At 42.8% G+C, this 23,672-nt stretch carries 23 protein-coding genes; 22 read left to right on the top strand and 1 reads right to left on the bottom strand.

The window, feature by feature from the left end:
* Window positions 1-9: 9 nt before the first annotated feature.
* The 10 genes from def to spoVM all read left to right on the top strand — a co-directional run bounded on the left by def (window position 10) and on the right by spoVM (window position 9,010).
* Window positions 10-492 carry a peptide deformylase gene (def, locus tag MHH54_RS07680; RefSeq protein WP_342500840.1) on the top strand — a complete coding sequence of 161 codons (483 nt, stop codon included), beginning with the start codon at window positions 10-12 and terminating at the stop codon, window positions 490-492.
* A 5-nt stretch (window positions 493-497) separates the two neighbouring features.
* Window positions 498-1,451 (top strand): methionyl-tRNA formyltransferase, encoded by a 954-nt coding sequence (gene fmt / locus MHH54_RS07685; protein ID WP_050945065.1) that lies wholly within the window; start codon window positions 498-500, stop codon window positions 1,449-1,451.
* Window positions 1,438-2,781, top strand: a complete 1,344-nt coding sequence (gene rsmB / locus MHH54_RS07690) for a 16S rRNA (cytosine(967)-C(5))-methyltransferase RsmB (RefSeq protein WP_342500841.1) — start codon at window positions 1,438-1,440, stop codon at window positions 2,779-2,781. The genes fmt and rsmB overlap by 14 nt, the downstream gene beginning before the upstream one ends.
* 3 nt (window positions 2,782-2,784) lie before the next feature.
* The gene (rlmN, locus tag MHH54_RS07695) at window positions 2,785-3,867 is read left to right on the top strand and encodes a 23S rRNA (adenine(2503)-C(2))-methyltransferase RlmN (RefSeq protein ID WP_003212089.1); all 1,083 of its coding nucleotides are present in this window, start codon (window positions 2,785-2,787) and stop codon (window positions 3,865-3,867) included.
* Between the two features lie 3 nt (window positions 3,868-3,870).
* Window positions 3,871-4,641 (top strand): Stp1/IreP family PP2C-type Ser/Thr phosphatase, encoded by a 771-nt coding sequence (locus tag MHH54_RS07700; protein ID WP_251191279.1) that lies wholly within the window; start codon window positions 3,871-3,873, stop codon window positions 4,639-4,641.
* Window positions 4,635-6,590, top strand: coding sequence for a Stk1 family PASTA domain-containing Ser/Thr kinase (pknB, locus tag MHH54_RS07705; RefSeq protein WP_003212486.1), 1,956 nt, complete (start codon window positions 4,635-4,637; stop codon window positions 6,588-6,590). Before MHH54_RS07700 ends, pknB begins: the two co-directional genes overlap by 7 nt.
* 12 nt (window positions 6,591-6,602) lie before the next feature.
* Complete coding sequence (gene rsgA / locus MHH54_RS07710) at window positions 6,603-7,499, top strand: ribosome small subunit-dependent GTPase A (protein WP_050945062.1); 897 nt, start codon at window positions 6,603-6,605, stop codon at window positions 7,497-7,499.
* Window positions 7,500-7,502: 3 nt separating this feature from the next.
* On the top strand, window positions 7,503-8,153 hold the full coding sequence (gene rpe, locus MHH54_RS07715; RefSeq protein WP_050945061.1) for a ribulose-phosphate 3-epimerase: 651 nt from the start codon (window positions 7,503-7,505) through the stop codon (window positions 8,151-8,153).
* Between the two features lie 60 nt (window positions 8,154-8,213).
* Window positions 8,214-8,858 carry a thiamine diphosphokinase gene (locus tag MHH54_RS07720; RefSeq protein ID WP_268493064.1) on the top strand — a complete coding sequence of 215 codons (645 nt, stop codon included), beginning with the start codon at window positions 8,214-8,216 and terminating at the stop codon, window positions 8,856-8,858.
* A 71-nt stretch (window positions 8,859-8,929) separates the two neighbouring features.
* A complete protein-coding gene (gene spoVM, locus MHH54_RS07725; RefSeq protein ID WP_008354550.1) occupies window positions 8,930-9,010 on the top strand; it encodes a stage V sporulation protein SpoVM in 81 nt (26 codons plus the stop codon).
* A 69-nt stretch (window positions 9,011-9,079) separates the two neighbouring features.
* Here spoVM and rpmB read toward each other — a convergent pair whose 3' ends face one another.
* Window positions 9,080-9,268 (bottom strand): 50S ribosomal protein L28, encoded by a 189-nt coding sequence (rpmB, locus tag MHH54_RS07730; protein WP_003212514.1) that lies wholly within the window; start codon window positions 9,266-9,268, stop codon window positions 9,080-9,082.
* A gap of 271 nt (window positions 9,269-9,539) precedes the next feature.
* Here rpmB and MHH54_RS07735 point away from each other — a divergent pair, with 271 nt between their 5' ends.
* From MHH54_RS07735 to smc, 12 genes are all read left to right on the top strand, one after another.
* The gene (locus MHH54_RS07735; protein WP_003211680.1) at window positions 9,540-9,902 is read left to right on the top strand and encodes an Asp23/Gls24 family envelope stress response protein; all 363 of its coding nucleotides are present in this window, start codon (window positions 9,540-9,542) and stop codon (window positions 9,900-9,902) included.
* A gap of 15 nt (window positions 9,903-9,917) precedes the next feature.
* Complete coding sequence (locus MHH54_RS07740) at window positions 9,918-11,591, top strand: DAK2 domain-containing protein (protein ID WP_003212056.1); 1,674 nt, start codon at window positions 9,918-9,920, stop codon at window positions 11,589-11,591.
* 149 nt (window positions 11,592-11,740) lie between these two features.
* Complete coding sequence (gene sdaAB / locus MHH54_RS07745) at window positions 11,741-12,403, top strand: L-serine ammonia-lyase, iron-sulfur-dependent subunit beta (RefSeq protein WP_342500842.1); 663 nt, start codon at window positions 11,741-11,743, stop codon at window positions 12,401-12,403.
* Between the two features lie 20 nt (window positions 12,404-12,423).
* Window positions 12,424-13,326 (top strand): L-serine ammonia-lyase, iron-sulfur-dependent, subunit alpha, encoded by a 903-nt coding sequence (gene sdaAA / locus MHH54_RS07750; protein WP_034620038.1) that lies wholly within the window; start codon window positions 12,424-12,426, stop codon window positions 13,324-13,326.
* The gene (gene recG, locus MHH54_RS07755) at window positions 13,304-15,352 is read left to right on the top strand and encodes an ATP-dependent DNA helicase RecG (protein ID WP_268493062.1); all 2,049 of its coding nucleotides are present in this window, start codon (window positions 13,304-13,306) and stop codon (window positions 15,350-15,352) included. Before sdaAA ends, recG begins: the two co-directional genes overlap by 23 nt.
* Before the next feature lie 112 nt (window positions 15,353-15,464).
* A complete protein-coding gene (gene fapR / locus MHH54_RS07760; protein WP_003210820.1) occupies window positions 15,465-16,031 on the top strand; it encodes a transcription factor FapR in 567 nt (188 codons plus the stop codon).
* Window positions 16,032-16,046: 15 nt separating this feature from the next.
* The gene (plsX, locus tag MHH54_RS07765; RefSeq protein ID WP_003211133.1) at window positions 16,047-17,045 is read left to right on the top strand and encodes a phosphate acyltransferase PlsX; all 999 of its coding nucleotides are present in this window, start codon (window positions 16,047-16,049) and stop codon (window positions 17,043-17,045) included.
* A gap of 15 nt (window positions 17,046-17,060) precedes the next feature.
* Complete coding sequence (gene fabD, locus MHH54_RS07770) at window positions 17,061-18,005, top strand: ACP S-malonyltransferase (protein WP_003211326.1); 945 nt, start codon at window positions 17,061-17,063, stop codon at window positions 18,003-18,005.
* A complete protein-coding gene (gene fabG, locus MHH54_RS07775; protein ID WP_050945057.1) occupies window positions 18,005-18,748 on the top strand; it encodes a 3-oxoacyl-[acyl-carrier-protein] reductase in 744 nt (247 codons plus the stop codon). Before fabD ends, fabG begins: the two co-directional genes overlap by 1 nt.
* An 81-nt stretch (window positions 18,749-18,829) precedes the next feature.
* Window positions 18,830-19,063: an acyl carrier protein gene (acpP, locus tag MHH54_RS07780; RefSeq protein ID WP_003212028.1), complete on the top strand. Its 234-nt coding sequence runs from the start codon at window positions 18,830-18,832 to the stop codon at window positions 19,061-19,063.
* Window positions 19,064-19,247: 184 nt separating this feature from the next.
* A complete protein-coding gene (rnc, locus tag MHH54_RS07785; protein ID WP_003211549.1) occupies window positions 19,248-19,991 on the top strand; it encodes a ribonuclease III in 744 nt (247 codons plus the stop codon).
* 105 nt (window positions 19,992-20,096) lie between these two features.
* Window positions 20,097-23,657 (top strand): chromosome segregation protein SMC, encoded by a 3,561-nt coding sequence (gene smc / locus MHH54_RS07790; RefSeq protein ID WP_003211380.1) that lies wholly within the window; start codon window positions 20,097-20,099, stop codon window positions 23,655-23,657.
* The last annotated feature ends 15 nt before the right edge of the window (window positions 23,658-23,672 follow it).

The following is a 23,672-nucleotide window of genomic DNA, read 5'->3' on the forward strand; positions in this document are numbered from 1 at the left end:
GGGCTTTAAGTGGCAGTCAAACCAATAGTCATGCATCCGGCAGAAGTACTCGAACAAATGGCAGAGCCTGTCGATACGTTCGATAAAAAGCTCAAAAAACTGCTTGATGATATGTATGATACAATGCTTGAGCTAGATGGAGTCGGACTAGCAGCACCACAAATCGGCATTTCACAAAGAATTGCTGTTGTCGATATCGGAGAAGAAACGGGCAGAATTGATTTAGTGAATCCCGAGGTTCTTGAAGTGAAAGGAAGTCAAACAGATATTGAAGGCTGCTTGAGCTTTCCATCTTTATACGGCACAGTAGAAAGACCGAGCTATGTGAAGGTAAAAGCCTTTGATAAGAAAGGCAAACCATTTACAATAGAAGCAGAAGGATTTTTAGCAAGAGCCTTATTGCACGAAATTGATCATTTAGACGGCATATTATTTACGTCGAAAATCATTCAAACCTATACAGAAAAAGAACTTGCGGAAATGGAAGGGTGAAGAAAATGGCACGTATTGTATTTATGGGAACCCCTGATTTCTCAGTACCTGTGCTGCAGACACTTATAACAGAAGGATACGAAGTTGTCGGGGTCGTCACGCAGCCAGATCGCCCGAAAGGCAGAAAACGAGTACTCACGCCGCCTCCTGTGAAAGTAGAAGCCTTAAAGCACGGCATTCCGGTCTTGCAGCCTGAAAAGGTACGCCTTGATGAAGAAATTGATAAAGTGCTTGCCTTAAAGCCAGATTTAATTGTCACGGCGGCATTTGGACAAATTCTACCAAAACGATTACTAGATGAACCTCAGTTCGGCTGTATCAATGTACATGCCTCGCTGCTGCCAGAACTAAGAGGGGGCGCGCCGATCCATTATGCGATCCTTCAAGGCAAAAAGAAAACAGGCGTCACGATCATGTACATGGTGGAACGGCTCGATGCAGGGGACATGATCAGTAAAGTAGAAGTGGAAATCGACGAATTAGACAATGTCGGTACATTACATGATAAATTAAGTGTAGCAGGCGCCGCACTATTGAAAGATACTGTGCCGAATGTTCTAAGCGGATCTATTTCTCCAATTCCGCAAAATGAAGAAGCGGCAACGTATGCACCTAATATAAAGCGAGAGCAGGAAAGGTTAGACTGGACAAAGACCGGAGAAGAGCTTTACAACCAAGTTCGCGGCTTAAATCCGTGGCCAGTTGCCTATACTGAATGGAACGGGGCTCATCTAAAAGTATGGGAAGCGAAAAAAGTTCCACTCGAAGCGCAAGAAGAACCTGGGAAAGTGATTGAGCTTCAAAAAGAAGGTCCAGTCATTGGAACTGGGAATAAACAAGGCCTTTTATTAACAGGTGTACAGCCAGCTGGTAAGAAAAAGATGAGCGGCGAAGACTTCTTAAGAGGCGCAAATATCGAAATGGGACAGAAATTAGGGTTAATGAATGAAGAAAAGTAATGTGAGAGAAGTAGCGCTGGACGCTTTAATCAAACTCGAACAAAACCAAGCTTACAGTAATTTGCTTTTGCAGTCAGTTATGAAAGACAAAGACTTGGCAGATCAGGACAAACCGCTCTTAACAGAGCTTGTGTACGGTACACTGCAAAACAAGCTGGCATTAGATTATATGCTGGCACCATTTGTGAAAAAACCGCAAAAGGTGGCTCCGTGGGTCATGCAGCTTTTGCGGATGTCCCTTTATCAAATGGTCTACCTTGAAAAGATTCCAGATCGTGCAGCCATCCATGAAGCGGTTGAGCTAACGAAAAAGAGAGGGCACAAGGGCATTTCTTCACTTGTGAACGGCGTTCTTCGATCCGTGCAAAGAGAAGGCGTTCCGGCTTTTGATGACATCAAAGATCCAGTCAAGCGGCTTTCGATTGAGACAAGCCACCCATTATGGCTCGTGCAGGAATGGGTTCAGTCGTACGGATTTGAAGCGGCAGAAAGCATGTGCCGCATTCATTTGGTCCCGCCAAAGCAAACCCTTCGTGTCAATCGAATGAAAACTGACCGCGCGGCACTGCAGCAAGAACTGATGGATGCAGGAATTGAAACGGAGCTCGGTAACTTATCTGAAGATGCACTTAAATTGATGAAAGGGTCCATCGTTTCAACTCCTTCTTTTCAAGAAGGTTATGTGACCATTCAAGATGAGAGCTCAATGCTTGTCGCAAGAGCACTAGACCCTCAGCCGGGAGAAGCTGTGCTTGACGCCTGTGCGGCTCCAGGCGGAAAATCAACACATATCGCAGAGCGTATGAACGACGAAGGACAAATTGTTTCACTTGATTTGCACGAACACAAAGTGAAACTCATCAAACAAGCAGCAAAACGTCTGAACCTTACTCAGATTGAAGCAAAAGCGCTTGATGCAAGGAAGGCAAAAGACGATTACAGCGAAGCTTCATTTGACCGGATTCTGATTGATGCGCCGTGTTCTGGTTTTGGCGTCATTAGACGAAAACCAGATATGAAATATACAAAGTCTCCAGAAGACTCAGCAAGGCTAGCTGCAATTCAGCAGGCAATCTTAAAAGAAACAGCTCCGCTTTTAAAGCCTGGCGGAACCCTTGTATATAGTACATGTACAATGGACCCAACAGAAAATCAACAAGTGATTCATGCGTTTTTACAAGAACACCAAGACTTCGAACCCGATCTATCTCTTAATGAACGGCTGCCTGAGCAGGTTGCTCCGTTTGTTCAAAACGGAAGTGTGCAAATTCTTCCTCATTATTTCGGAACAGATGGTTTCTTTATTTGCAGCATGAGAAAGAAGGGATAAAAAATGACAGAACAAAAAGTAAGAAAAGAACTGAAAACAGATATGCCGTCGATCTATTCATTTGAGCTTCACGAAATGAAAGAATGGTTAAAAGAACAAGACGAAAAGCCTTTCCGCGCAGCGCAAATTTTTGAGTGGCTTTATGAGAAACGTGTGACATCCTTTGATGAAATGTCTAACCTCTCCAAAGATTTAAGAGAAAAATTAAAAGATCAATTTACAATCACAACATTAAAAACTGTGATCAAACAAACGTCTCAAGACGGAACGATCAAGTTTTTATTTGAACTGCATGATGGTTATACAATTGAAACAGTTCTTATGCGTCATGAATATGGAAACTCTGTCTGTGTGACAACGCAGGTTGGCTGTAGAATTGGCTGTACATTCTGTGCATCTACACTCGGCGGTTTAAAACGAAACCTTGAAGCCGGAGAAATCGTTGCACAAGTATTAAAAGTACAGCAGGCACTTGACGAAACAGACGAGAGAGTCAGCTCTGTTGTCATCATGGGAATTGGCGAACCGTTTGATAACTTTGAAGAAATGCTTGCTTTCCTTAAAATCATCAACCATGATCATGGCTTAAATATTGGTGCACGCCATATTACGGTTTCGACAAGCGGAATCATTCCAAAGATCTATCAATTCGCTGATGAGCAAATGCAAATCAACTTTGCTGTGTCATTGCACGCACCGAACACAGAGATCAGAAGCCGCCTAATGCCGATCAATAAGGCATATAAGCTGCCAAAATTAATGGAAGCCATCGAATACTACATTCAAAAGACGGGTAGACGTGTCAGCTTTGAATACGGCCTGTTTGGCGGAGTAAATGATCAAGTTCACCATGCAGAAGAACTTGCAGACCTATTAAAAGGAATCAAGTGCCACGTGAACCTCATTCCGGTGAACTATGTACCAGAGAGAGATTATGTGAGAACACCTAGAGAACAAATCTTCCTATTTGAAAAAACGCTAAAAGAACGAGGCGTAAACGTAACGATTAGACGAGAGCAAGGCCATGACATTGATGCTGCTTGCGGTCAGCTAAGAGCGAAGGAGCGTCAGGAAGAGACGAGGTGACGAATGTTGATAAGGGCAGCCTTTCTTACCGATACAGGAAAAGTCCGTCAGCATAATGAAGATGATGCAGGTATTTTTGAAGCAAAAGAAGATTCACTTCTCGCTGTTGTAGCAGACGGCATGGGAGGTCATCTTGCTGGTGATGTCGCCAGCAAGATGGCAGTCTCTTCTTTAAAAGAATACTGGGAAGAAACATCTTCAATTCCAGAAAAGCCAGCCGATCAAGAAAGCTGGTTAATCTCAAAAATCAGTGACATTAATGACCAAGTTTATGAACATGCGCAAAACAATGAGGAGTGCCAAGGAATGGGGACGACTATTGTATGCGCGCTCGTTCATTTGCAAACGGTCACAATTGCGCATATTGGAGACAGCCGCTGCTACCTGCTAAGAGAAGGAGCGCTGACCCAATTAACAGATGATCATTCACTCGTGAATGAGCTTGTGAAAACAGGTGAAATTTCAAAAGCGGATGCAGAATATCATCCAAGAAAAAATGTGCTCACGAAAGCATTAGGAACAGATAAACGTGTTCAAATTGATGCACGCACTTTTGAAGTGGACCCAGGAGATCAAATCCTGCTTTGCTCAGATGGTCTATCGAATAAAGTAGAAGAAGAGAATTTGACTCATATATTAACGCAAACGACCGCACCAGAGGAAAAAGTAACAGAGTTAATACAAACAGCGAATGACAACGGCGGTGAAGATAACATTACAGCAGTACTGTTAGAAATCTCCTCCCAGCCAGAGGAGGGTGACAGCGAGTGTTGATCGGAAAAAGGATCAGCGGCCGTTATCAGATTCTTCGCGTCATAGGCGGAGGCGGAATGGCCAACGTCTATTTGGCGGAGGATATGATTTTAGATCGCGAAGTAGCGATTAAAATTTTGCGGTTTGACTTTGCGAGCGATGATGATTTTATTAGACGTTTCCGGCGGGAAGCGCAGTCAGCTGCAAGCTTAGATCATTCGAATATTGTCAGCATCTACGATGTTGGGGAAGAAGATGACATTTATTATATTGTCATGGAATATGTCGAAGGGATGACGCTGAAAGAATACATACACGCCAATGGCCCGCTTCATCCGAAAGAAGCCGTTCGCATCATGGAGCAAGTCGTTGCGGCGATGGAAGAAGCCCATGCGAAACAGCTCGTCCACCGAGACATTAAGCCTCACAATATATTAATAGACAATATGGGGAACATCAAAGTCACTGATTTTGGGATTGCCATGGCACTCAGCTCAGCGACCATTACCCATACAAATTCTGTCCTAGGCTCCGTGCACTACTTGTCTCCAGAACAAGCACGCGGGGGTCTTGCAACGAAAAAATCAGACATCTATTCACTTGGGATTGTGCTCTATGAACTCATCTCAGGACGCATGCCATTTGAAGGAGAATCGGCTGTCAGTGTTGCACTGAAGCATTTGCAATCAGAGCCACCATCTGTGAGAAGATGGAATCCTTCTGTTCCACAAAGCGTGGAAAACATCATTTTAAAGGCGATGGCCAAAGATCCATTTTATCGATATGAAGATGCATCTGAAATGCAAAAAGACTTAAAAACCGCTTTCGATCCAGCCAGATTAAAAGAAAAACGCTTTGTTATTGAAGAAGACCATGAAGCAACGAAAGCGATCCCAATCATTCAAGATCATCAAATCGATCAAGACAATGAAAAAACAGCCGTCCATCCGGCTCAAAAACCGAAGAAAAAAGAGAAACAAAAGCCGAAAAAGAAACGAAAAAAATGGCCATGGATTGTGGCATCCATCTTATTTATATTGACTGCTGCGTCAATTTTAGCCATCACTGTGTTTCCAGGGCTGCTTTTTCCAAAAGATGTGGAAGTCACAGATGTATCTGGCATGACGGTTGAAAAAGCAGAAGATACCTTAAAGAAAGCTGGGTTTACCGTCGCTTCGGAGTCAATAGAGATCGCTGATGAGAAAATTGAAAAAGGTCTCGTCGTCAAAACAGACCCGAAAATCGGCACAAAGGTCAAAGAAGGAACAGAGATTCAGCTTTACGAAAGTACTGGCAAGGAAAAGACCGAATTACCTGATGTTACAGGCGAAAAGGTCGATAAAGCAAAAGAAATATTAGAGAAAAAAGGATTTAAACAGGTCGTTGTGGAGGAAGTGAATGATAATGACACCGAGTCTGGGATTGTCATGGAACAGAGTCCTTCCGCGAATACTGAGCTTGTAGCAGCAGATGAAGAAGTCACGTTGACTGTCAGCATAGGTCCTGCCGATATTACATTACGTGATTTAACGACGTATAGTAAGCAAGCGGCATCGAATTATTTAGAGGATAACGGCTTAAAGCTCGATGAAAAAGAAGCGCATTCTGACGATGTGCCAAAAGGCGAGGTCATGAAGCAGGAACCAGGAGCAGGAACGGCTGTTAAACCAGGTGATACGGTCAAGATTACATTCTCTCTTGGACCGAAGGAAAAACCAGCTAAAACGGTAACTGAAAAGATTGAGATCCCTTATGAACCAGAAGCGGAAGGGCAGGAGATGAATGTCCAAATTTCCATTGATGATGCGGAGCATAGCATCTCTGATTCATACGAAAGCTTTAAAATCACTGCGCCGACTGAACGGACCATTAAATTTAAGATTGAACCAGGTCAAAAAGGATATTATCAAGTGACGGTTGATGATAAAGTCGTCAGCTCGAAAACGATCGAATACCCTGATGATGAATAAAGGAGGGACTTTATGCCTGAGGGCAAAATTATTAAAGCATTAAGCGGATTCTACTATGTGCTGGATGAGTCGCAAGAGAGTGGAAAAGTAGTTCAGTGCAGAGCGAGAGGCATCTTTCGAAAAAACAAAATTACACCTCTTGTTGGCGATTACGTCGTGTATCAAGCAGACAATGATAAAGAAGGCTACTTATTAGAAGTAAAAGAACGGACAAACGAACTTGTTCGTCCGCCTATTAGTAACGTTGATCAAGCGGTACTTGTTTTCTCAGCGGCAGAACCAGCCTTTAGCACCTCACTTTTAGACAGATTTTTAGTGCTTGTAGAAGCCAATCATATTGAGCCGATTATCTGTATCACTAAAATTGACTTATTGAAAACAGACGAAGAGCGTGAAACCATCAAGGCATATGCAGACGACTATCGGCAAATTGGTTATGAGGTTCATTTAACCTCTACGATTGAAGGAGATGGCATTGAGAAGCTGACCCCGCATTTTCACAATAAAATCACGGTATTTGCCGGTCAGTCTGGTGTAGGCAAGTCCTCCCTTTTAAATGCGATGAGTCCTGAATTGGCGCTGAAAACAGATGATATCTCATCCCATCTCGGACGAGGAAAGCATACGACAAGACATGTCGAACTCATTCGAACAGCAGACGGGCTCATTGCAGATACTCCGGGCTTTAGCTCGCTCGAATTTACTGGCATCGAAGCAGAAGATCTAGGTCTATACTTTTTAGATATTAGAGACCGGAGTGCAGATTGCAAATTTCGAGGCTGCCTGCATGTGAAAGAGCCTGGCTGTGCGATAAAAGATGCGGTCGAGCATGATCAAATCAAAGAATATCGCTATCAGCATTATTTAGAGTTTTTAACTGAAATCAAAGACAGAAAGCCGAGGTACTAAATCATGGTTTATATTGCCCCTTCCATTTTATCAGCAGATTTTGCCAATTTGGAGAAAGATATCCGTGATGTGGAACAAGGCGGTGCAGACTACATTCACATCGATGTCATGGACGGTCATTTTGTTCCGAATATGACATTTGGGCCAAATGTCGTTGAAGCGATCAGACCACATACGCGTCTTCCGCTTGATGTTCACTTAATGATTGAGCAGCCAGATCGGTATATTCCTGCATTCGCAAAAGCAGGCGCTGATATTATCTCTGTTCATGTGGAAGCTTGTCCGCACTTACACCGAACAATACAACATATGAAAGAACAAGGTGTAAAAGCAGGGGTCGTCTTGAATCCGCACACACCTGTTTCTCACATTGAGCATGTATTAGAAGATGTGGACCTTGTGTTATTCATGACAGTGAACCCTGGTTTTGGGGGACAGGCATTTATTCCATCTGTCCTCACGAAGGTAAAAGAAGTAAAAGCACTGAGTGAACAAAAGGGCTTAACCGATTTACTAATAGAAATAGACGGCGGTGTCAATGTAGAGACTGCAAAGAGTTGCAAAGAAGCAGGCGCTAATTTACTAGTAGCGGGCTCTGCGGTATATGGTAAAGAAAACCGCGCAGCAGCGATCCAGGCAATTCGAGAAGCGTAAAGGAAGGAACCAAAGTCATTGTGATCTTTGGTTCTTTTTACATGGAGAGGAGCGTGTATCATGCACATACATATCGTAGCCGGCGGTCCTTTTGAATACATCCCGCCACTTGAACGTGAAGCATCACAGGAGGATGTTCTCTGGATTGGCGTAGACCGTGGAACCCTCTTCTTACTAGAGCACGGTATTACCCCTGCCAAAGCCTTTGGTGATTTTGACAGTGTGACAGAAAAAGAGCTTCGGGAGCTGAAAGAGAAATTGCCTGCTCTGAATGTATTTCAAGCTGAAAAGGATGAAACCGATTTAGAGCTTGCACTGAACTGGGCACTAAGTCAGCACCCAGCACATATTTACATCTATGGTATTACAGGAGGAAGGGCGGATCATTTTCTAGGAAATATCCATCTTCTTTACAAAGGGATTCAGCACAAGCAGAATATCACCCTTGTAGACAAACAAAATATCATTCAAATGTTTGAACCTGGTACATACGAAATAAAAGAAGATCAGGATAAAAAATATGTATCGTTTTTACCCTTTGGAACACCGGTTGAAAAGCTGACGTTAAAAGGTTTCAAATATCCTCTGAAAAATTGTCATATTGAGCCTAGTTCCACACTATGTATTAGTAACGAACTCATCCACTCAAATGGTACTTTTTCTTTTCATGAAGGCATATTAATAATGGTAAGAAGCAAAGATTGACCAACCTATCAATGTGGATGGCTGATTAAGCTCAATTGTGCTGCAAGCGGTACTTTTAGGAGGGGGACAAAATGAAATTTTATACAATCAAACTGCCTAGATTTCTTGGCGGCATTGTCCGTGCGATGCTTGGTTCATTTAAGAAAGATTAATGAGTAATCTCCTTTATTTCCACATAAAAACGCCTGCTACAAGTTATTGTAGCAGGCGTTTACTCTTGCTTATACACGCTCAACTTTACCAGATTTCAAAGCTCGAGCTGATACATATACTCTTTTAGGCTTACCGTCCACTAGAATACGAACTTTTTGAAGGTTCGCGCCCCATGTACGTTTTGTAGAGTTCATTGCGTGAGAACGATTGTTCCCAGCTTTTGTTTTTCTGCCTGTAATAACGCATTTACGTGCCATTTGTTTCCCTCCTAACTGCGAAAACATCATCATATTCTTCATATACGTACTTAGAGATGCCTCAAGATACTTTAATAATTTACCACAGCTTCAAGGGGTTTGCAAGGATTGTTTACTCCTCTTTCAAGAAAAATACCTTGACATCTTGATAAAAAATCAAGGCTATAGTATAAGTAGGATTGGGTCGGATTGAATGATTTCTTTTAAAAAGAAGGGTCTTATAGTAAAATAGTGATAACTCAGGGCAATTTCTCAAAAAGGGGGAACCAATGTGTCCATTGAACTTAGAACGAAATACGGACAAATTGATATATCAAATGAAGTCATTGCAATGGTGGCAGGAGGCGCTGCGATCGATTGCTATGGTATTGTTGGGATGGCGTCCAAAAATCAAATCAAGGACGGCTTGACGGATATTCTCCGTAAAGAGAACTTCAGCCGGGGTGTTCTTGTGCGTCAAAAAGAAGACCGCATTCATATTGATATGTACATCATCGTCAGCTACGGTACAAAAATATCAGAAGTCGCACATAATGTTCAAACGAAAGTCAAATATACGATTTCTCACACAGTTGGACTTTCTGTTGATTCGGTCAACATTTATGTACAAGGAGTAAGAGTTACGAACCCGTAGTAAGGAGGAAATATATTGTCTATTAGAAATCTTGATGGCCGCTCATTTGCAAAAATGATTCTTGCAGGTGCTCACCATCTTTCTCAAAACGCACAAATTGTGGATGCGTTAAATGTTTTTCCAGTGCCAGACGGAGACACGGGGACAAATATGAATTTGTCAATGACTTCAGGGGCAAAAGCAGTTGAAGAAACAAATACCGATCATATTGGGAAGGTCGGCGTGGCCTTGTCAAAAGGGCTATTGATGGGCGCAAGAGGAAACTCAGGTGTCATCCTATCACAGCTCTTTAGAGGTTTCAGTAAAAATATAGAACAAAAAGAGACGATTGACGCCAAAGAATTTGCCCTTGCCTTGCAGGCCGGTGTTGATACAGCCTATAAAGCCGTGATGAAACCGATTGAAGGGACCATCTTAACGGTCGCAAAGGATGCAGCAAAGAAAGCGGTTGCTGTTTCAGCAACCGAAAATGACATTGACCGCGTTCTTGAGTTAACGATTGAGGAAGCGAGAGCATCACTTGATCGAACGCCAGATCTACTTCCTGTTTTAAAAGAAGTAGGCGTTGTCGATAGTGGAGGTAAGGGACTTCTCTGCGTATATGAAGGTTTCCTTGCTTCATTAAGAGGAGAGGACCTCCATCTGAAAGCGTCCTCTTTGCCAACGTTAAAAGAACTTGTCAGTGCAGAGCATCATAAAAGTGCACAAAGCCATATGAACACTGAAGATATTGAATTTGGTTATTGTACTGAATTTATGGTGAAATTTGAAGAAGAGAAACAGTCCTTTGATGAGAATGCCTTCAGAGAAGACTTAAGCGAATTCGGAGATTCACTTCTTGTGGTATCTGATGAAACGCTGGCGAAAGTTCATATTCATGCAGAGCAGCCTGGAGATGTCTTATCCTATGCACAGCGCTACGGCAGCCTGATCAATATGAAAATTGAAAACATGAGAGAGCAGCATAGCTCGATTGTGAACGAAGAAAAAGAACATGCGCCCGCTGCACCAAAGGCACCTGCTGCTGAAAAACAGCGCTTTGGAGTCGTCAGTGTCGCAATGGGAGAAGGAATTGCTGACTTGTTTAAAAGTATCGGAGCTTCCGTCGTCATTGAAGGCGGACAGACGATGAACCCAAGTACAGAAGACATTGTCACAGCAATTGAAAGCGTACATGCCGAAACCGTCTTTATCTTACCTAATAATTCTAATATTGTCATGGCAGCGAAACAGGCGGCAACTGTCTCGAGTCGTGAGGTTGTTGTCATTCCAACGAAGACCGTTCCTCAAGGAATGTCGGCACTTCTTTCTCTCAATGAAGCAGCTTCAAATGAAGACAACGAAGCGGCGATGCTAGAAGCGATTGACCACGTGAAAAGCGGGCAAATTACCTTTGCGGTGAGAGATACCCAAATTGATGGAATCGACATTGCCAAAGGAGATTATATGGGTCTCTTTAACGGAAAAATCACCTTAACTGCGAAAAATCAATTAGATGCAGCAAAAGAACTTTTGACCAAAATGGTGACAGAAGATGATGAGATTGTTACGATCATTAAAGGGGAAGATGCATCATCTGAAGAGATGGATGAGTTAGAAGCCTTTATTGAAGAAACATTTGAAGATATAGAAGTTGAAGTCCACGATGGAAAACAGCCGCTTTATTCATATATTTTGGCTGTCGAATAACGAAAGAAGGGCAAATAAAGCCCTTCTTCTTCTTTTGCAATTTTTTACTAACGATTCAACGGTGAAATGAGTTGCGGGAAACGATTGAATCCATTAGTCTAAAGAAAGAACCAAACCAATATGTGAGTGGTTATGAGAGGGGAAGACCTATGAAATTTAGAAGTGTGTTTGATATTATTGGACCCGTCATGATTGGTCCATCAAGTTCGCACACAGCGGGTGCGGCTCGAATAGGAAGAGTGGCTCGCAGCTTATTTGGAAGAGAACCGAAGCGAATTGTCGTTTCATTTTATGGCTCTTTTAAAGATACGTATAAAGGACATGGTACAGATGTCGCCATGGTCGGCGGCGTTCTTGACTTTGATACATTTGATGAACGCATCAAAACAGCGATCGATATTGCAAAAAGCAAAGGGATCGACATTGAATTTAAAGAAGAAGATGCGGTACCAGCGCATCCGAATACAGCAAAAGTAGAGATATCAGATGCGAACGGAAGCCTTGAATTAATCGGGATTTCCATCGGCGGTGGTAAAATCGAAATTACTGAACTGAATGGCTTTGAGCTCAGACTTTCAGGAAATCATCCTGCCATTCTTGTGGTTCATAACGATCGCTACGGCACGATTGCGGCAGTCGCCAACGTGTTAGCGAAATTCGCCATCAACATCGGTCATATGGAAGTGGCGCGTAAAGATGTCGGGCAAGAGGCTCTGATGACCATCGAAGTGGATCAAAATATTGACCCAGCTGCCTTATCAGAGCTTGAAACACTGCCAAACATTATTCAAGTCACACAAATTGCAGAGTAACAACAAGGAGGTTATGAATGATGTTTAAAAACGTCAAAGAACTCGTGCAGCTAACAGAAGAACGGAATACCTCCATTTCAGAAATCATGATTACGCAAGAAATGGAAGTAACAGGGAAATCACGTGAAGATATTTTCTCCCAGATGTACCGCAACTTAGAAGTGATGGAACAAGCCGTAGAAAACGGGCTAAAAGGTGTGAAATCATTATCCGGTTTAACAGGCGGAGATGCGGTCAAACTTCAAGCGTATATCGCATCAGGCAAAACATTGTCTGGTCATACGATATTAGATGCTGTTAGTAAGGCAGTGGCAACAAATGAAGTCAATGCCGCAATGGGGACGATCTGTGCAACGCCTACAGCAGGCTCAGCAGGTGTTGTGCCAGGTACGTTATTTGCAGTAAAACAAACATTAAAGCCAACAAAGGAACAAATGGTCAGATTCCTATTCACTTCTGGCGCATTTGGTTTTGTTGTGGCCAATAATGCGAGCATCTCTGGTGCAGCAGGTGGCTGTCAGGCTGAGGTAGGCTCAGCATCAGGGATGGCGGCAGCAGCCATTGTCGAAATGGCAGGCGGTACACCTCAGCAATCTGCTGAAGCAATGGCGATTACACTGAAAAATATGCTTGGACTTGTTTGTGACCCAGTAGCTGGACTTGTTGAGGTACCGTGCGTAAAACGAAACGCCATGGGTGCATCAAATGCGATGATTGCAGCAGATATGGCACTTGCCGGCATCACAAGCCGTATCCCATGTGATGAAGTCATTGATGCGATGTATAAAATCGGTCAAACCATGCCAACGGCACTTCGCGAAACAGCACAAGGCGGACTTGCTGCGACACCGACAGCAAGAGAGCTTGAAAAGAAGATTTTCGGAGGTGTGACCCCATCTCGTGATACAGAAACTGCAAGATAATGTCTCAGTCCTTAAGGGGATTGGAGAAGAAACCGAAAAAACACTCAATGAACTTGGAATTCACACAGTAGCCGATTTACTTGGCTACTTTCCTTATCGATATGACGACTATGAGCTTCGTAACTTAGAAGAAGTAAAGCATGACGAACGTGTCACAGTTGAAGGAAAAGTGCACAGTGAGCCCGTCCTCACCTATTATGGAAAAAAACGAAGCAGGCTGACATTCAGGCTGCTTGTCGGGCGTTTTCTCATCACAGCAATTTGCTTCAATCGTCCTTATTTAAAACGAAGCCTTGTGTTAGGTGATACGGTATCCGTCACTGGCAAATGGGATAAAAACCGTCAATCGATCATGGTGCAGGAATTTAAAAAAGGGACGCACGAGCAAGATGGCAGTATAGAGCCTGTTTATTCAGTAAAAGAAAATGTAACCGTGAAAATGATGAGGCGTTTTGTCAAACAAGCCTTGTCACTTTATGTAGATAAAGCTGAAGATCCACTGCCAAAGCAGCTTGTCTCTACCTATAAACTCATGTCCTATCAGGAAGCATTAAAAACCATTCACCTGCCAGAAACAAGAGACTCGCTCAAGCAAGCAAGACGCCGCTTTGTGTACGAGGAATTTCTTATTTTCCAGCTGAAGATGCAGGCCATCAGAAAGAAAGAACGAGAAAAAACATCGGGCATCCAGCATCCGTTTTCTAAAGACGCTGTTTTTGAGTTTGTTCACAGTCTGCCATTTCCGCTGACAAAGGCACAATCAAGAGTGCTTGATGAAATTATGACTGATATGGCGTCCCCGTACCGGATGAACCGTCTGCTGCAAGGGGATGTAGGTTCAGGGAAAACTGCTGTTGCAGCTATTGCACTATATGCCGCTCATTTATCCGGCTATCAAGGTGCATTAATGGTTCCAACAGAGATTTTGGCAGAGCAGCATGCAGATTCCCTTTATCAGCTGTTTGAAAAATGGGGACTAAATATCGCTCTACTAACAAGCTCTGTGAAAGGAAAGCGCCGCAGAGAATTGCTAGAACGTCTAAAAGAGGGCGAGATTGATATATTAGTCGGAACGCATGCGCTCATCCAAGACGAAGTCGAATTTCAGCAGCTCGGTCTTGTGATCACAGATGAGCAGCACCGGTTTGGCGTCGAGCAAAGGAAAAAACTAAGAAGTAAAGGGCAGGACCCAGATGTCTTATTCATGACTGCCACACCTATTCCGCGCACACTTGCGATCACTGTTTTTGGAGAAATGGACGTTTCCGTCATTGATGAATTACCAGCCGGCAGAAAACAGATCGAAACGTATTGGGTCAAGCATGACATGCTTGATAGGATTCTTGCATTTGTAGATAAAGAGCTAAAAAAAGGAAGACAGGCATATATTATTTGTCCACTCATAGAAGAATCGGACAAGCTGGATGTCCAAAATGCGATTGATGTCCACAGCATGCTGACAGAGGCATACCGCGGTAAGTGGTCGATCGGCTTAATGCACGGGAAACTGGCGAGTGATGAAAAAGATCAGGTGATGAGAGACTTTACAGCAAATGAAGTACAAATCCTCGTTTCAACCACAGTCGTTGAAGTGGGTGTCAACGTGCCGAATGCGACCATCATGGTCATTTACGATGCAGACCGCTTCGGACTGTCTCAGCTTCATCAGCTCAGAGGCCGGGTTGGACGCGGAGAGCATCAATCATTTTGTGTTTTAATGGCGGATCCAAAATCGGAAACCGGGAAAGAGCGGATGAGGATTATGTCCGAAACAACCGACGGCTTTGAGCTGTCTGAAAAGGACTTAGAGCTAAGAGGACCCGGTGATTTCTTCGGTAAAAAACAAAGCGGAATGCCTGAATTTAAAGTAGCCGATATGGTTCATGACTACAGAGCACTGGAAACCGCTAGAAAAGATGCGGCAGAACTTGTGCAGTCAGATGCATTTTGGACAGATTCCGAATACAAAGAACTTCGGCAAACACTTGTAGACAGCGGGGTGCTGGGCGGAGATAAATTAAGCTGATCAAGCGCTGGAGGAATTTTCTTGTCTTTTTGAAACAAGGATTGATTTATCATCTATGAGATTATATACTACTATTAGTACCTAGTCATAAATGTACGGATGGTGTCTGCATATGAAACTAAATAAAAAAGAACGTCAAAAGCTTCTCCAGCAAACGATCAGCTCGACTCCGTTCATTACTGATGAAGAATTGGCAAGTAAATTCGGTGTAAGCATTCAAACGGTTCGTCTTGATCGTTTGGAACTGTCAATTCCTGAATTACGCGAAAGAATTAAGCATGTGGCCGAAAAGACATTAGAGGATGAAGTGAAGTCACTTCCGCTGGATGAAGTGATTGGAGAAATGATTGATGTAGAGCTTGATGACCAAGCCATTTCCATTTTAGAAGTGAGAAAAGAGCATGTATTTAGCCGAAACCAAATTGCCAGGGGACATCATCTCTTCGCCCAGGCAAATTCGCTTGCAGTAGCGGTCATTGACGATGAACTGGCTTTAACAGCAAAAGCGAATATTAAATTTACAAGGCAGGTTAAACAAGGCGAACGAGTTGTCTCAAAAGCCAAAGTAGCCTCGCATGATAAAGAAAAAGGCAGAACTGTAGTTGAAGTAAACAGCTATGTCGGTGAGGAAGTTGTCTTCTCAGGTGACTTCGTCATGTATCGCTCAAAACAAAAGTAAAAGGTGGCACGTAATATGAGAATTGCAGTCGATGCAATGGGGGGAGACCATGCCCCTAAAGCCATTATTGACGGTGTGCAAAAAAGCTTAACGGCATTTTCAGATATCGAGATTACACTTGTCGGCGATGAAAATAAAATCAAACCATACATAACAAATAACGAGCGCATCACGATTTTAGATGCAAAAGAAGTCATTGAACCGACAGATGAACCAGTGCGTGCAGTTAGACGTAAAAAGGATTCATCTATGGTGAAAATGGCGCAAGAAGTATCCGAAGGACGAGCAGATGCTTGTATTTCAGCAGGAAACACTGGCGCACTCATGACAGCAGGACTGTTTATCGTAGGAAGAATTGATGGCATCGATAGACCGGCACTTGCTCCAACACTGCCAACACTTGATGGCAGTGGGTTTTTATTACTAGATGTCGGCGCAAACGTTGATGCCAAACCAGAACACCTTGTGCAATATGCGATGATGGGTTCAATCTACGCAGAGCGTGTTTTTCCAAAGAGCAATCCGCGTGTAGGATTGTTAAATGTAGGAACAGAAGATAAAAAAGGCAACGATCTCACAAAAAAAACCTTTGAATTATTGAAAGCATCAAATTTGAATTTCGTAGGAAATGTGGAGTCTCGTGATTTACTAGAAGGTGTAGCTGATGTCGTTGTCACAGATGGTTTCACAGGAAATATCGCCCTGAAAACGATTGAAGGCACAGCTCTTTCTGTCTTTAAAATGCTGAAAGAAACATTAACATCCAGCTTCACAGCAAAAATAGCGGCTGGCATGATGAAGCCGAAATTGATGCAGATGAAGTCTAAAATGGATTACTCCGAATATGGCGGTGCCGCTTTATTTGGTTTAAAGGCACCTGTCATTAAAGCGCACGGTTCCTCTGATGAAAACGCCATTTTTCATGCCATTCGTCAGGCACGTGATATCGTAGAAAAAGACGTTTCAGCCATCATTCATCAAGAGGTCCAAAAAGAAACCACGAACGAGTCTTAATGGAGGTATAGCAGCATGACTAAAATTGCATTTTTATTCCCTGGCCAAGGCTCTCAAAAAATTGGCATGGGAAAAGATTTATTTGACCAAGAAGAAGTATCTAAAGCTGTATTTGAAGAAGCAGACAAGACCCTCGGTTTTGACTTATCTTCAATGATTTTTGAAGGAGATGCAGAAGAGCTGACGCTCACTTATAACGCGCAGCCAGCTCTTTTAACGACAAGTATCGCCATCTTAAAGAAATTTGAAGAGAGCGGAATCAAAGCAGATTACGCAGCAGGACATAGCCTTGGTGAATATACGGCCCTCGTTGCGGCAGGCGCACTTTCGTTTCAAGATGCTGTCTATGCAGTGAGAAAACGCGGCGAATTAATGAACGAAGCTGTTCCGGCAGGAGAAGGCGCTATGGCAGCGATCCTTGGCTTAGATCAAGCTGCGCTTTTAGAAGTGACAAAAGAAGTGACAGAGAGTGGTCATCTTGTAGAACTCGCTAACTTAAACTGTCCTGGTCAAATCGTGATCTCTGGTACAGCAAAAGGGGTCGAACTCGCTTCAGAGAAAGCGAAAGAAAAGGGCGCAAAACGTGCGATTGCCCTTGAAGTGAGTGGACCTTTCCATTCTGCCTTAATGAAACCAGCCGCTGAAAAATTCACAGATGTTCTGTCAAAGCTAAACATTACAGATGCCAAAACACCAGTGATCTCAAATGTCACAGCAGACATCGTTACATCTCGTGATGCTATTGAAACAAAGCTCATTGAACAATTGTATTCTCCTGTTCGATTTGAAGAAAGTGTAGAACGTCTGATTGATTTAGGCGTGACAACGTTTATTGAAATTGGCCCGGGCAAAGTGCTTTCAGGTCTTGTGAAAAAGGTCAATCGCCGCCTGACAACTATTTCAGTTTCAGATCAGGAAACAATTGAAGCAGCCATTGAAACATTGAAGGAGGATTCTTGATGCTTACAAATAAAACAGCCGTTGTAACAGGTGCATCACGCGGGATTGGCCGTTCTATTGCGATCGATTTAGCAAAGAATGGTGCAAATGTTGTCGTCAACTATTCTGGAAACGAAGCAAAAGCAAATGAAGTCGTAGACGAAATCAAAGCACTTGGCCAGCAGGCATTTGCCGTTAAAGCTGATGTTTCAAATGCTGAAGAAGTACAATCGCTCATGAAACAAGCGATTGACACATTTGGCTCAATTGACATTCTTGTCAATAATGCAGGGATCACAAAGGATAACCTGCTCATGAGAATGAAAGAAAATGAATGGGATGACGTCATTAACATAAACTTAAAAGGTGTCTTTAACTGTACAAAAGCCGTGACACGTCAAATGATGAAACAGCGCAGCGGAAGAATCATCAACTTGGCTTCAGTAGTTGGCGTATGTGGAAATCCTGGACAAGCAAACTATGTTGCAGCAAAAGCTGGTGTCATCGGATTAACGAAAACAACAGCAAAAGAGCTGGCAACTCGTCATATTACAGTCAATGCAGTAGCACCAGGCTTTATTTCTACAGATATGACAGACAAGCTTGATGAGAATGTACAAACTGAAATGCTTAAGCAGATCCCGCTTGCACGCTTTGGTGCACCTGAAGATATTAGCAACGTTGTTGTCTTTTTAGCTTCAGAAGGAGCAGGTTATATTACAGGCCAAACCATCCAAGTAGATGGCGGAATGGTCATGTCCTAAGAAATATCAAAATTTCATTAGGTTTTCTCTAGTTTTTTAAAAACGAATCAACTATAATACTTTGAGGGGAGGTGAAAGGCAATGGCAGACGTATTAGAGCGTGTATCAAAAATTATTGTAGACCGCCTTGGCGTTGATGAGGCTGACGTGAAAATGGAAGCTTCATTTAAAGAAGATTTAGGCGCTGATTCCCTTGATGTAGTTGAGCTAGTTATGGAACTTGAAGATGAGTTCGATATGGAAATTTCTGACGAAGATGCTGAAAAAATTGCAACAGTCGGTGACGCTGTGAACTACATAAATAGCCAGCAATAAGCGTAACAAAGTCCCGTCTGTTTTCATGACGGGACTTTCAAAATTTATGTTAGTTTCAACATATTCAGCTGATCAATTGTCAGCCTTTTTCAGATGCTAAGGAGCAATGTTTCCTTGCATGTAGAAAGAGAGACTCCATATAATCAGTATCCTTAAAGGCGATTAAGCCTACCTGGAGGTTGCTATGCCAAAACAATATAAAGACAAACAGAAACAGAGCAAAAAACTAGAGCAATTTAGAGAATTCCAGCAGCGTATTTCTGTACACTTTCAAAATGAAAAACTTCTATATCAAGCCTTTACGCATTCCTCTTATGTGAATGAACACCGGAAAAAGCCATACGAAGATAATGAAAGACTTGAATTTCTAGGAGATGCTGTTTTAGAATTGACCATCTCTCAATTCTTATTTGCGAAATACCCTGCGATGAGCGAGGGAGATTTAACAAAACTAAGAGCAGCGATCGTATGTGAACCGTCACTTGTGTCTCTGGCACATGAGCTGTCCTTCGGAGACCTTGTTCTTTTAGGAAAAGGCGAAGAAATGACAGGCGGGAGAAAACGCCCAGCGCTTTTAGCGGACGTATTCGAGGCGTTTATCGGGGCACTTTATTTAGATCAAGGGCTTGAGCCAGTGGAGCGATTCCTAGAAGCCTATGTTTATCCGAAAATTAATGATGGAGCGTTCTCGCATGTCATGGACTTTAAAAGCCAGCTGCAAGAATTCGTTCAGCGCGATGGAAAAGGTGTACTTGAATACCACATTCTGCATGAAAAAGGACCAGCACACAACCGGGAATTTGAAGCAAATGTCTCCCTTCGCGGAGAAGTGCTTGGAATTGGAAATGGCCGCAGTAAAAAAGAAGCAGAACAGCATGCTGCACAGGAAGCACTTGCTAAATTGCAGAAACATCATATGAACCAATAAAATCCCCCTCGTCATTCAGGGGGATTTCACTCTGTTTTCCATCATCTTTTTTCACTTCATATGGTAAGATAATAGTACTTTAAATACATAAGGAGGATCACTCTCATGTTCCTCAAACGTTTAGACGTGATAGGATTCAAATCTTTTGCACAGCGAGTGACCGTGGACTTTGTCAAAGGGGTCACCGCTGTTGTTGGACCAAACGGAAGCGGCAAAAGTAATATTACCGATGCCATCCGCTGGGTACTTGGAGAACAATCAGCGAAAAGCCTCCGTGGAGGAAAAATGGAAGACATCATTTTTGCAGGAAGCGACTCAAGAAAAAGAGTCAATCTAGCAGAAGTGACTTTAACGTTAGATAACGAAGATCACTTTTTACCGATCGATTTTCACGAAGTCAGTGTGACAAGAAGAGTCTATCGTTCAGGAGAAAGTGAATTTCTCATAAACAATCAATCTGTCCGCTTAAAAGATATTATTGAACTTTTCATGGATTCAGGTCTTGGAAAGGAAGCTTTTTCGATCATCAGCCAAGGAAAGGTAGAGGAAATTCTATCTAGTAAGGCAGAAGAGAGAAGAAGCATCTTTGAAGAAGCGGCTGGTGTTTTGAAATATAAAACAAGAAAGAAAAAAGCCGAGAATAAACTGTTTGAAACGCAGGACAACTTAAACCGAGTAGAAGATATTCTGCATGAACTAGAAGATCAAGTAGAACCATTAAGAATGCAGGCATCTATTGCAAAGGACTATTTGCAAAAAAAAGAAGAGCTTGAAAATGTCGAAATCGCCTTAACTGTCCATGACATCGAAGCACTTCATGAAAAATGGACAACACTTGGTGAAGCTGTCGAGCGGTTCAAACAAGATGAAATGAAGCAATCCACAGATATTCAAGCAAAAGAAGCTAAAATTGAAGAGTCAAGAGACCGCATTCAAGCACTTGACGAATCAATTAATGACCTGCAAGAAGTTCTTCTTTTCACAAGTGAGGAATTAGAAAAGCTTGAAGGTAAAAAAGAAGTACTAAAAGAACGGAAGAAAAATGCAGCCGCAAACCAAGGGCAGCTAGAAGAAACGCTCATTCGCTTAACTGAAAAGCAGGCGCAGCTAATCGAAAAGATTCAGCAGCAGAAAATCGCGCGGGACAGCCTTCAAAAAGAAGTGCAGCAGCTAAAAGATGAAGTGAAAACAAAGCAGCATCAACTGTCGCTTCATACTGAAGATGTGGAAGGTCAAATTGAACAGCTGAAAAGCGATTATTTTGATCTGCTCAATGAACAGGCTTCCATCCGCAACGAACGCAAATTATTAGAAGAACAGCAGCGCCAAGCGGCCATGCAGCTAGATCGGCTCACGCAAAACAACCAAAAACACATTGAAGAACGTGTGTCTGTCAAAGAGAAGAAAACAGAGGCTGAGCAGCAGCTTTCAGCCATAGAAGAAGACATTCTGGCTCAGGTCAAGCGTTTTAGAGAAGCGGAACAAAAGCTTGAGCAAATGAAACGTCAATACGAGAAAAAAGAAACGGCTCTTTACCAAGCCTATCAATATGTGCAGCAGGCAAAGTCAAAAAAAGAGATGCTAGAATCCATGCAGGAAGACTTCTCAGGCTTTTTCCAAGGAGTAAAAGAGGTCTTAAAGGCAAAAGAACGGTTAGGCGGTATTCACGGTGCCATTGCAGAGCTGATTCAAACAGATCAGCAGCATGAGACAGCGATTGAAATCGCGCTAGGCGCAGCAACGCAGCACGTCGTCACAGAAAACGAAGCCGCAGCGCGACAAGCAATTGCATACTTAAAGCAGCACTCCTTTGGACGAGCAACCTTCCTGCCAATGAATGTGATCAAAGAAAGAACCATTCAGCATAGAGACGTCCAAACAGCCGAGCAGCACGCTGCATTTATCGGTGTAGCAAGTCACCTTGTTTCCTTTGAAGAAAAGTATCAAAAGGTCATACAGAACTTGCTTGGAACGGTTCTGATCGTTAGAGACTTAAAAGGCGCCAATGAACTGGCAAAAATGCTTGGTCATCGTTATCGCATCGTGACCCTTGATGGAGATGTTGTGAACCCCGGCGGTTCAATGACTGGTGGCGGTGTAAAGAAAAAGAACAACTCCCTTCTTTCAAGAAACCGAGAGATCGAAACATTAACAAAGCAGCTTGTTAAAATGGAAGAAAAAACGACGATCCTTGAAAAGGAAACAAAAGAAACGAAGCAATTGATTGCAGCAAACGAAAGTCAATTAAACGAACTGCGTCAGCGGGGAGAAACGCTTCGAGAACAGCAGCAAGAGCTCAAAGGGAAGCTATACGAACTGCAAGTAGCAGAAAAAAATATTAATGCCCACCTTGAACTCTATGACCAAGAAAAAGAAGAATTGCAGCTGCGTTCTACTGAACTTACAGATAAGGACAAAAAGCAGGCAGCTCTTGAAGTTTCTATAGGGGAGAAATTGACCACCCTTGATCAAGAGATCAATACATTAACAAAGCGTAAGCAGACCCAAAGCTCAACGAAAGAAACCATTTCTGCCGAATTAACAGAGCTGAAAATCTCGCTTGCCAAAAAAGAGCAGTCCTTAGCGAATGAACAAGAAAAGCTTTCGAGCTTAATGGCCGAATTAGAAGAGGCTGAACAAACGCTGACGGAAACAAAAGAAGATCTGTCACTCTTAACAAGTGAAATGACATCTAGCTCAAGCGGAGCAGAACAGCTGGAAGAAGCGGCGAAAGAGAAGCTGGAAAATAAAAACAAAACAACCGCGCTCATTTCAGAGCGGCGCAAACAGCGTCTTGCTCTTTCTGAAACGTTAGAATTTGCTGAACGTGAACTGAAAGAACAAAAACGCCTTTACAAGCAGCTCACCACAAGCTTAAAAGATGAAGAAATTAAGCTTGGCCGTATGGAAGTTGAGCTCGACAACCTCATCGCTTATTTGAACGAAGAGTATGCTCTTTCGTTTGAAGGGGCAAAAGAGATGTATCATCTAACGTTATCGCCAGATGAAGCAAGAAAACGAGTGAAGCTGATCAAATTAGCCATTGAAGAGCTAGGAACAGTGAACTTAGGCAGCATTGATGAGTATGAACGAGTAAATGAACGCTACCTTTTCTTAACAGAACAGCGAAATGATCTGACAGAAGCGAAAAATACATTATTCCAAGTGATCGAAGAAATGGATCAAGAGATGACAAAGCGCTTCTCTGAAACATTCTCGCAAATTCGGGGGCATTTTGAATCAGTTTTCCAAGCATTATTTGGCGGCGGGAAAGCAGATCTTAAGCTGACAGATCCAAACGATTTACTAAACTCTGGCGTTGATATTGTCGCGCAGCCGCCAGGGAAAAAGCTGCAAAACTTAAGCCTTCTTTCAGGCGGTGAGAGAGCATTGACAGCGATCGCTTTACTATTCTCTATTTTAAAAGTCAGACCTGTTCCATTCTGCGTGTTAGATGAGGTAGAAGCGGCGCTTGATGAAGCCAATGTTTTCCGCTTTGCACAATATTTAAAAAAATACAGCGAAGAAACACAATTCATAGTCATTACGCACCGCAAAGGAACAATGGAAGAAGCAGATGTGCTCTACGGTGTTACGATGCAGGAGTCAGGTGTTTCTAAGCTTGTATCTGTCAAACTAGAAGAAACGAAAGAGCTTGTCCAGTAATTAAAGGAGGTTTTT

Origin of the sequence: Bacillus sp. FSL K6-4563 (assembly GCF_038630405.1) — a bacterium.
GTDB classification, from domain to species: domain Bacteria; phylum Bacillota; class Bacilli; order Bacillales; family Bacillaceae; genus Bacillus; species Bacillus pumilus.